We start from the raw sequence: 8,917 nt of genomic DNA, 5'->3' as shown, positions 1-8,917 counted from the left end.
TCATATGTAACTCCTCCTAAATATTTATTAATAATTTTCAGTTTATATGATTTTACATACTTTTTCAACCTTTAAGTATAAAAACTTCAATGCAAGCATTAGAAAATAGGACCCAAAAAAATAATTTTTAAGATACATTCAGGCATGTGTCTTGACTTTATAATTCACTATTATTATACTTCATGGTATAAAAAGTGTAATAAGGTACTTGTAAATTTAAATAATATTTTTGGTGAAGAGCCACTATTTTTATTCAGTAATTCAATTTTCAGGAAAATAATTACATAATATATAAGAAATACTGAACTGAATAGATCATTATTGTACTAAACTACACAGGAAAATCTGAGAATCATTAATACCGCCAGATTGATTTAGTGAGTTTTAATGTATTACTCTTTCAAAAATCTTTTCATTCGCACTTTGAACGTCTTTAATTAATGGAACTAACGGAAGTATTATTCTAGAGTTAGAAAAAGCTTCGTAAAGAAAAGAGGTATTGTATGGAGAAAGTTTTTGATGTAACGATCATTGGATCTGGACCCACTGGCTTATTCACAGCCTTTTACGGCGGTATGCGTCAAGCTAGTGTTAAAATAATTGAAAGCCTCCCTCATACTGGGGGACAATTAACGGCACTCTACCCAGAAAAATATATATATGATGTTGCAGGATTTCCAAAAGTCCGTGCACAGGAGCTTGTCAATCAATTGGAGGAACAAGCTAATTTATTTGACTCTGAAATTGTGCTTGGACAGGCTATTGAGACGATAGAACGTTTAGAAGATGACAGCTTCCGTCTTGTATCCAATACCGGGGAAGTGCATCTGACAAAAACAATGATTATCACGGCTGGCAATGGTGCATTTCAGCCGAGAAGATTAAATGTAGGAGACAGCGAAGCCTACGAAAATACAAACTTACATTATTATGTGACGAATATGAATAAATATAAAGACAAGCATGTGGCTATTCTAGGCGGTGGAGATTCAGCTGTTGACTGGGCATTAATGCTTGAGAAAGTTGCTTCTAAAGTGACATTGATTCACCGTCGCGACCAATTTCGCGCCCATGAACATAGTGTTGAGCAATTAGATGCATCTACTGTAGAAAAACTCACCCCTTATGCTCCTACAGCAATCGTAGCAAATAATAAAATTGAAAAGCTTATCTTACAGAAGATAAAAGAAGAAGAATTGATTGAATTAGAAGTCGATGAGGTTATCTGTAACTATGGATTCATATCCAGTCTCGGACCAATTAAAAACTGGGGATTAGAGATTGAAAAAAATAGTATCGTTGTGAATTCTAAAATGGAGACAAATATTCCGGGAATATACGCTGCTGGGGATATCTGTACGTATGATGGAAAAGTCAAACTGATTGCAACGGGATTTGGTGAAGGGCCGACAGCGATTAATAATGCTAAAAATTACATCGATCCAAAAGCAAGAATTCAGCCGAAACACTCAACTGCAATGTTTTAAAGTAAAATATCATGATGATTGAGTAATTAGAAGAATAAAATCACTAGATTAGATTTAATACATACAAATAAGGAGGTTTTTACCAATGGCTTTTGTTATTCTTGATCCATGCAGAGGTGAAAAATCTGGAGAATGTGTTAGTGTCTGCCCTGTTGACTGTATAGAAGAAGGCGTTAAACAATTCTATATTGATCCAGATGTTTGCATAGATTGCGGAGCATGTAAAGCAGTTTGTCCAGTATCTGCAATTGAGGAAGAATATGATTTAACGCCTAGTCAAGAAAAATATTTGGAAGAAGCTGAAGAATTTTTTGCTAGCAGTTAAAAACTTACACAAAATATTCAATATTACTTTGTGAACAGATAAATAAACTATAATATCCTTTTTAAAAAACGAGTGCGTAATTTTAGTTGGATGCTGAAGGATGAGGTGCACAATGATTTCACTTATCATCATATTATGGGGTTGTTTGTTAATAGGGTTGATGGCAATCGGTGGTTTTTTCATGTTTCGTAAGTTTTTAAAACGCCTTCCAAAAGAAGATGGACGTTCTGCTATGGACTGGGAAGAATATTATATGGAGCTAACACTGCATAAATGGACTCAATCAGAAAAAGTCTTGTTGGAGGAATTAGTCTCCCCTGTCCCTGAACTTTTTAGAGATGTTGCCAAACAGAGAATCGCTAGTAAAATTGGAGAATTATCTATTCAAAAACAGGAAGAATTAATTACACGTTCTACTTTAATTGAAGGCTACATTCTAGCAACACCTAAACGAGATCATACATATCTTCGTAAAAAACTTCAAGAAAATAATATTGATACAACACCATATGAACCTTATTTCCTGCAATCCAAGGATAGTTACCGCGAAAACTGGCAAGAAAAATATAAAAAAAAGAAATCTTGAGAAAATATATTTTATCGCAGTGTAACTGGCTGGGACTGCGATTACTCGCCCCACCGAAAAACATTTGCAATTACTCGCCCGTCGAAGAGCTTTTGTAAGACTCCCACTTCAAGAAATGAAGAAAAATTGTTATTTCTAAGTGGGAGATCCAACAGCCAGTAACGGCCCGATTCGTTCAACTAACAAACAGTGGGGGATGAAAAGAAAACCCCACTGAATGAAGTTTCACTTTATAAGACATTGGCGACAGAGTGGATAATTTAGGAGGTTGTTCCATGAGAATAATTGGTATCTCAGGTTCTACAGTTGGTTCGAAAACAAGGATTGCTGTTAAACAAGCTTTATATTATATTCAAAAGGCATATACAGAAGTCGATATAGAGCTTATTGACTTAAAGGAATACAATATTGTTTTTAGTGATGGTCGTCCGTATCAAGATTATACGGGCGATACAGATATTGTATTGAAAAAAATCATGCAAGCAGATAGGTATTTAATTGGAATGCCTGTTTTTCAAGCCTCTATCCCAGGTACACTAAAAAATATTTTCGATTTATTGCCCATGGATGCATTTCAAAATAAAATAGTCTGGCTCCTGGCAACAGCAGGTACAGCTAAGCATTATCTGGTTCCAGAACAACATGTAAAACCAATTCTTCACTACATGCATGCAAGGGTGATTCCTAAATATGTATTTATCGAAGAAAAAGATTATACAAATTATATAATAACAAATCAAAATGTGATTGATCGATTACATAAATTATCCGATGAACTGGTTAACTATGTTGACTTTATGCAAAAACATACAAAGACTACTTCTTTTATTTAAAATTTACTATCTTAAGCACCTTGGTTTTTGGGATATCCAAAGAATAAAGGTAATTTTTATAAAGAAACAGAAGGCATTTTAGAAGGCAAATTTCAAAATAATTAACAATGCATAAAGTAAAATAAAGGATTGGTTCTGTATTATAATACAGCCCAATCCTTTATAGTTCTCATATTTTCTTAAAATGGTTCTGTAATGAAGAATTATTCATTAGCCTTATAAAAATCAACCAGAAACTTACAATAATTATCTCCATCGCTTTTACAGCAAACTCTCTTTACATTATCCGTTCCTAATACGTTCTTAAACATTTGTGTCTCACAAGTACAGGCAGTTTTAAAATCGTTTGCCACTGCAAAAATCGGACAATTATACTCAATAAGTTCATATTTGTTTTGACCTATTTGAGATAAATTTGTCATATAACCTTTTTCAGTTTGAATTTTAGAGAGTTCATTTATTTTATCGTGATTTGATTTTTGATGGGTTCTTTTTATATATTCATTTGTTAACCGCTGCTCTCTTCTATTAAAGAGATTCCGAATAGCTTCTTCTCCATAAATATCTTTAATATCATAAAGGAATTCAACACTGATTCCTTCATAGTTTTTAGGGAAAAGACCCTCTCCTCTTTCTGTTAAAGAATACATTTGCGAAGGTCTTCCTATAGGCTGTTTCACTTCTTTGCTTTTAATTAAACCATCACGTTCTAGTATATTAAGGTGTTTTCTTATAGCCATATGTGTCATATCTAATAACTTAGTTAAGTCGCTGACTGCTAAAGATTTTTCCTTTTTTAGATAATCAAGTATTTTATCCTTTGTTGTTTTTTGTGTAATATTCATATCATGAGTACCTCACTCCTGATTTAAAGTAATAATGAAAGCTGTCTTCACTTAAAAATAGCTTTTGTTATTATTTTTTAAAATTTATATTTTAATAGTTAATTATACTACACAATCGATAATAATTAAAACTTTATCCTGTTTAGTATTACCTTTATATAGTTTGTTTAACAAAAAATTTATAATTATTATAAGTTTTAATCATTAATAAGTACCATATTAAAATCTCGATACCTACTATTTAGATGAAGAGAATAATCAATATATTCTAGTAATGTTTGGAAAAAGACTATAAGGCAATAGAGAATGCAACAGCTATATTAGAGACGTATTACAGTAAAATTCTCTTTGAAACTAATGAAATACTATCGTTATTGGTCTATTTAGAAATAAAAACCCAAATGAGGGCAGTTATATTAATCAACTGCCCTCATTTGGGTTTTTAAACGTTTTAGAGAGGGGATTAAATTAAAATGTAAATCATAATAATTACTGTTTACACGAATAACAAAATAGTTTATAATGAATTTTATTCGTAATCGTTACGATTTGAAATGTTGAGAAATAGAAAATAAATAGTTAACCTCGAAAGGAGTAAGTTTAGAATGGCTAAAAAGTCTAAAATTGCAAAAGAGAAAAAACGCCAGAAAATGGTTGAACAATATGCTGAAATAAGAAGAGAGTTAAAAGAAAAAGGGGATTATGAAGCCCTTCGTAAGCTGCCCCGGGATTCTTCACCGACACGTTTAAAAAGCCGTTGTGAAGTAACAGGCAGACCGCGCGGTTATATGCGTAAATTCGGCATGTCCCGTATTGCTTTTAGAGACTATGCGCATAAAGGACAAGTACCCGGCGTGAAAAAAGCAAGCTGGTAAAAGGCATTGTGAAACAGGATGGCATCATTCATGTCATCACATTATTATTACAATACAAGACCATAAAGGGCATGAAGGAAAATGAAGCTTTCGTCCATGATTGGCGATAGGATACATTTTCTTTCATGTACATACTTACGTGATGCATAAGGAGGGAAAGTATTGTCACAAAAGACACCCATTCCAGTAACTATTTTAACCGGCTTTCTGGGCGCTGGTAAAACAACGCTGCTAAATAAGCTGTTACATGACCTTTCTGATCAAAAGGTTGCAGTCATTATTAATGAATTTGGAGACACTTCGATTGACAGTCATTTGGTGGTATCAACAAAAGAAGAAATTATTGAAATAAACAGTGGCTGTATTTGCTGTAATGTACGGGGCGACTTAATTAACTTATTAGATAATTTAATGAAACAGGAAGACAAGCTGGACCGTGTTGTTATTGAAACAACAGGCATGGCTAATCCTGCTCCGGTTATCCAAACCTTTTTAATGGATGAGAAGACTGCAGATTCCTTTGAAATCGACAGTGTGATTACCATGGTAGACGCCAAGCATATCGGGCAGCACCTGCAGGAAGAAGAGCCGGCGCAGCAGATTGCTTTTGCTGATGTTTTGCTTGTAAATAAGACAGACCTGATTTCAGAAGCTGAAAAAAGGGAGCTCGAACAGCAGCTTTTGCAAATGAATCCAAATGCAAAGCAGTTTCATACGACTTATGGAAATGTAGAAACCAAAGATTTAATAGGGAAAAAATCCTTTGATTTAGATCATGCATTGAACATTGATCCTAATCTTTTAAAAGAAACACATCACCATCATCATAATCATCAGGTGACATCCTTTGTATTCCAGGAAGACCGTCCGCTCGACTTGGATAAAGTGAATAAATGGTTTGCCTATCTGGTCCGTATAAAAGGAGAAAGTCTATACCGCTACAAGGGTGTGCTTTCCATTAAACAGCTTGATAAAAAAGTTGTGTTTCAAGGAGTGCATATGCTGTTTGCAGGGACTGAGGGCGATATATGGAAGAAGGGTGAAAAAAGGCAAAGCGAGGTTGTATTTATTGGAAAGCATCTTGACCAGGAAGAATTGGAAAAAGGCTTTCAATATTGCCTTGCTTAATTTTTGGGGTTATAACCGTAATGATTACGTTTTAGGAGGGCGACGATGAAAAAAATATATGATGTCATTATTGTAGGGGCTGGCCCTTCAGGTATTGGTGTTGCGTCTATCTTGAAGCAAATGAATGCATCCTGTCTGGTTTTAGAAAAAGAGGATATCGGGGCTTCTTTTTTGAGCTGGCCAAAGGAAATGCGATTTATTACACCTTCTTTTCCAGCACAAGGGTTTGGACAAACAGACTTAAATGCGATAGCTCCGAAAACCTCACCAGCTTATACGCTTGATTCGGAGCATCCTACTGGAGCCGATTATGCAAAGTATCTGAATTTACTGGCCGAGCATTTCACCGTCCCAATTAAAAAAGGTGTTCAAGTGAAGCATGTAAACAAGAAAGGTTCTGTATTTTCGCTGGACACATCAGCTGGTCTTTATCAGAGCCGTTATGTGGTTTGGGCAGCTGGTCAATACCAATATCCCAATTTAAGACCTTTTCCAGGCGCAGAACTTGCGATGCATAATAGTCTGGTTTCATCGTGGGAAGAAGTAGACGGAGATGACTTTATCGTTATCGGCGGGTATGAAAGTGGTATGGATGCTGCCTATCAATTAGGTAAGCTTGGTAAAAAGTCTACCGTTATTGCCAGGACGAATACATGGGAGCAGGATACCAGTGATCCAAGTATTGCTTTGTCTGTCTATACCTATAATCGGGTACGTCCTTTAATTAATGCAAATTTAATAACTGTTGTGGGCAATACAGCAGTAACCGGGATTGCAGAAAATGCCTCTGGATATGATGTATATACGAAAGATGGAAAAGCGTACTTCACTCCAGAAAAGCCTATCCTGGCAACAGGTTTTAAGGGGAGTACAGCTCTGATTGAAAATTTAGTCAACCGCGGGAAGCATGATGAAGTACTCGTTAATGAGACGGATGAATCGGTTATGACATCTGGTCTGTTCTTAGCAGGGCCGGAATTACGGCATGACAGTCATATTTTCTGTTATATTTATAAATTCCGCCAGCGCTATGCAATCATTTCCGAAACAATTGCTAGGAATTTAAATTTAGATTTATCTATTTTAGATATGTATAAACAGGAAAACTTTTATTTAGATGATCTTTCATCATGCGGAGAAATGTGTCAATGCTAGATTACAGCGAGGTTTCTTCTTTAAATCAAACAGAAGTATTGCTGATAGGGTTTGAATCGGTCGGGAAATCCGGTCTGTTCCGGGAATTAACTGGTGAAAAAAGTGCATTGGCAAGAAATGTGAAAGGGTCGACAACTGCTGCTTTAGAAGCTTTTTGTAAATTAAATCCTCATATTCAGTTAACGGATTTACCTGGACTACAATTGGATATAGACAGTAAAAATACGCAGCTTACTTTAGATCATTTTCAAGAGGAGAAAACGATTTTATTAGTAGTGAAAGCGACCAATTTGAAAGAAGAAGTGACGGATCTGTATGAGGAACTGGATTTGAAAGGGAGAAAGGTGGCAATTATTGCAACACATAGTGATAAACACCTTCCGACCCAAGCTGAACAAAAGCGGGTGCGGGAATTATTACAGGTCCCTGTTGTCTGGGTCAATGCAAGAGCGCTGAATGAAAGAATGCAGGAAGAAATCATTACATGTATTGGGGAAGCAAGGGTTTGGGGAGCTTCGAAGAGCATTCTTTCTTTTCTCCCTGACTCTCCCCATCCCGTTAACCAGTTAATTCCAATATTTCGTCTGCCCATTGCAGGGCCGTTAGTTGCTTGTTTATTTATTCTGGCAATGTTTGCACTCCCTGTACTCGGTGCCTATCTATTTGTCAGCTGGCTGGTGCCTATTGCAGATCAGTATGTGCTTGACCCAATTACCTCTTGGGTAGGACAAGCACCTCCGTTTTTAGCTGATATTTTTATAGGGGACTACGGATTAATTACGCTGGGATCTTATTCATTCCTCTGGGCTTTTCCTGTTGTTTTGCTAATTAGCATCATGACTAGCTTGACAGAGGAAACGGGCATACAGGAGCATGTAACGAATGCGCTGGATCCCTGGCTTCGTAAAATTGGTTTGACAGGCAGGGATTTACTTCCTGTTATCACGGGCTTCGGCTGCAATGTTGTCGCTGTTTTCCAAACCCGAGGCTGCAGCAGCTGTACCCGTACTTCTTGTGTTTCGCTGATTGCATTTGGCTCTGCATGCAGTTATCAAATCGGAGCAACGCTGTCTATCTTTAATGCAGCCCATGCTCCACTTTTATTTATTCCTTATTTATTTATCTTATTTATCGTCGGAGCAATTCACACAAGAATTTGGAATCGGGATGAGGCAAATGAACTGACCCGTATTGCTCCGCTTCCTTATATTCAAAAAATAAACTGGCAGGCGTTTGCCTGGAAGGTTGCCGGGTCAATTAAACAATTTTTGCTGCAGGCGATGCCGATATTTTTAGTTATCTGTCTGGTTGCATCTGTACTCCAGACAGTAGGTGTATTATCTGTTTTCAGCTGGCTTGCCGCACCGATATTATATTTGTTCGCCCTGCCTGTAGAGGCAGCTCCAGGATTGATCTTTTCTTTTATCAGAAAAGATGGCCTGCTTGTTTTAAATGTGGGACAGGGCAGTTTATTAATGGATATGTCCCTCAGTCAGATTTTTATCCTGGTTTATTTGGCATCGACACTTTCTGCCTGTCTGGTCACGTTATTTACAATTGGCAGAGAGCTTGGCTGGAAAACTTCCTTGTCTATTGGCGGAAAGCAGATGCTGACAAGTGTTGTAAGTGCAGCGATTCTTGCGGGAGGATTATATTTCTTATTTTAAAAAGAGGAGGACAAGC

At 36.4% G+C, this 8,917-nt stretch carries 9 protein-coding genes; 8 read left to right on the top strand and 1 reads right to left on the bottom strand.

Translation table 11 applies throughout. From position 1 onward, the window contains the following. Positions 1-503: 503 nt before the first annotated feature. From OSO01_RS08170 to OSO01_RS08155, 4 genes are all read left to right on the top strand, one after another. Positions 504-1,487 (top strand): NAD(P)/FAD-dependent oxidoreductase, encoded by a 984-nt coding sequence (locus OSO01_RS08170; RefSeq protein WP_147209933.1) that lies wholly within the window; start codon positions 504-506, stop codon positions 1,485-1,487. A gap of 85 nt (positions 1,488-1,572) precedes the next feature. Further along, on the top strand, positions 1,573-1,812 hold the full coding sequence (locus OSO01_RS08165; RefSeq protein WP_147209932.1) for a ferredoxin family protein: 240 nt from the start codon (positions 1,573-1,575) through the stop codon (positions 1,810-1,812). A gap of 112 nt (positions 1,813-1,924) precedes the next feature. After that, on the top strand, positions 1,925-2,398 hold the full coding sequence (locus OSO01_RS08160; protein WP_147209931.1) for a DUF2621 family protein: 474 nt from the start codon (positions 1,925-1,927) through the stop codon (positions 2,396-2,398). A 275-nt stretch (positions 2,399-2,673) separates the two neighbouring features. Continuing rightward, a complete protein-coding gene (locus OSO01_RS08155) occupies positions 2,674-3,231 on the top strand; it encodes an NADPH-dependent FMN reductase (protein WP_147209930.1) in 558 nt (185 codons plus the stop codon). Positions 3,232-3,434: 203 nt separating this feature from the next. Here the strand turns inward: OSO01_RS08155 and OSO01_RS08150 are convergent, their stop codons facing one another. Continuing rightward, positions 3,435-4,076 (bottom strand): helix-turn-helix transcriptional regulator, encoded by a 642-nt coding sequence (locus tag OSO01_RS08150; protein WP_147209929.1) that lies wholly within the window; start codon positions 4,074-4,076, stop codon positions 3,435-3,437. Between the two features lie 605 nt (positions 4,077-4,681). On the opposite strand from OSO01_RS08150, the gene rpsN reads away from it, so the two are divergent. The 4 genes from rpsN (at position 4,682) to OSO01_RS08130 (ending at position 8,901) form a co-directional block, all read left to right on the top strand. Then, positions 4,682-4,951 carry a 30S ribosomal protein S14 gene (rpsN, locus tag OSO01_RS08145; RefSeq protein WP_147209928.1) on the top strand — a complete coding sequence of 90 codons (270 nt, stop codon included), beginning with the start codon at positions 4,682-4,684 and terminating at the stop codon, positions 4,949-4,951. 162 nt (positions 4,952-5,113) lie between these two features. Next, positions 5,114-6,079: a CobW family GTP-binding protein gene (locus OSO01_RS08140; RefSeq protein WP_147209927.1), complete on the top strand. Its 966-nt coding sequence runs from the start codon at positions 5,114-5,116 to the stop codon at positions 6,077-6,079. A 45-nt stretch (positions 6,080-6,124) separates the two neighbouring features. Continuing rightward, a complete protein-coding gene (locus OSO01_RS08135; protein ID WP_147209926.1) occupies positions 6,125-7,234 on the top strand; it encodes an NAD(P)/FAD-dependent oxidoreductase in 1,110 nt (369 codons plus the stop codon). Beyond that, positions 7,228-8,901, top strand: a complete 1,674-nt coding sequence (locus OSO01_RS08130) for a nucleoside recognition domain-containing protein (RefSeq protein ID WP_186813588.1) — start codon at positions 7,228-7,230, stop codon at positions 8,899-8,901. Before OSO01_RS08135 ends, OSO01_RS08130 begins: the two co-directional genes overlap by 7 nt. Positions 8,902-8,917 lie beyond the last annotated feature (16 nt).

Origin of the sequence: Oceanobacillus sojae (assembly GCF_007991515.1) — a bacterium.
Classification (GTDB): Bacteria; Bacillota; Bacilli; order Bacillales; family Amphibacillaceae; genus Oceanobacillus; species Oceanobacillus sojae.
The sequence above is the reverse complement of the archived record's forward strand: the minus strand, read 5'-3'. Positions and strand labels throughout refer to the sequence as shown.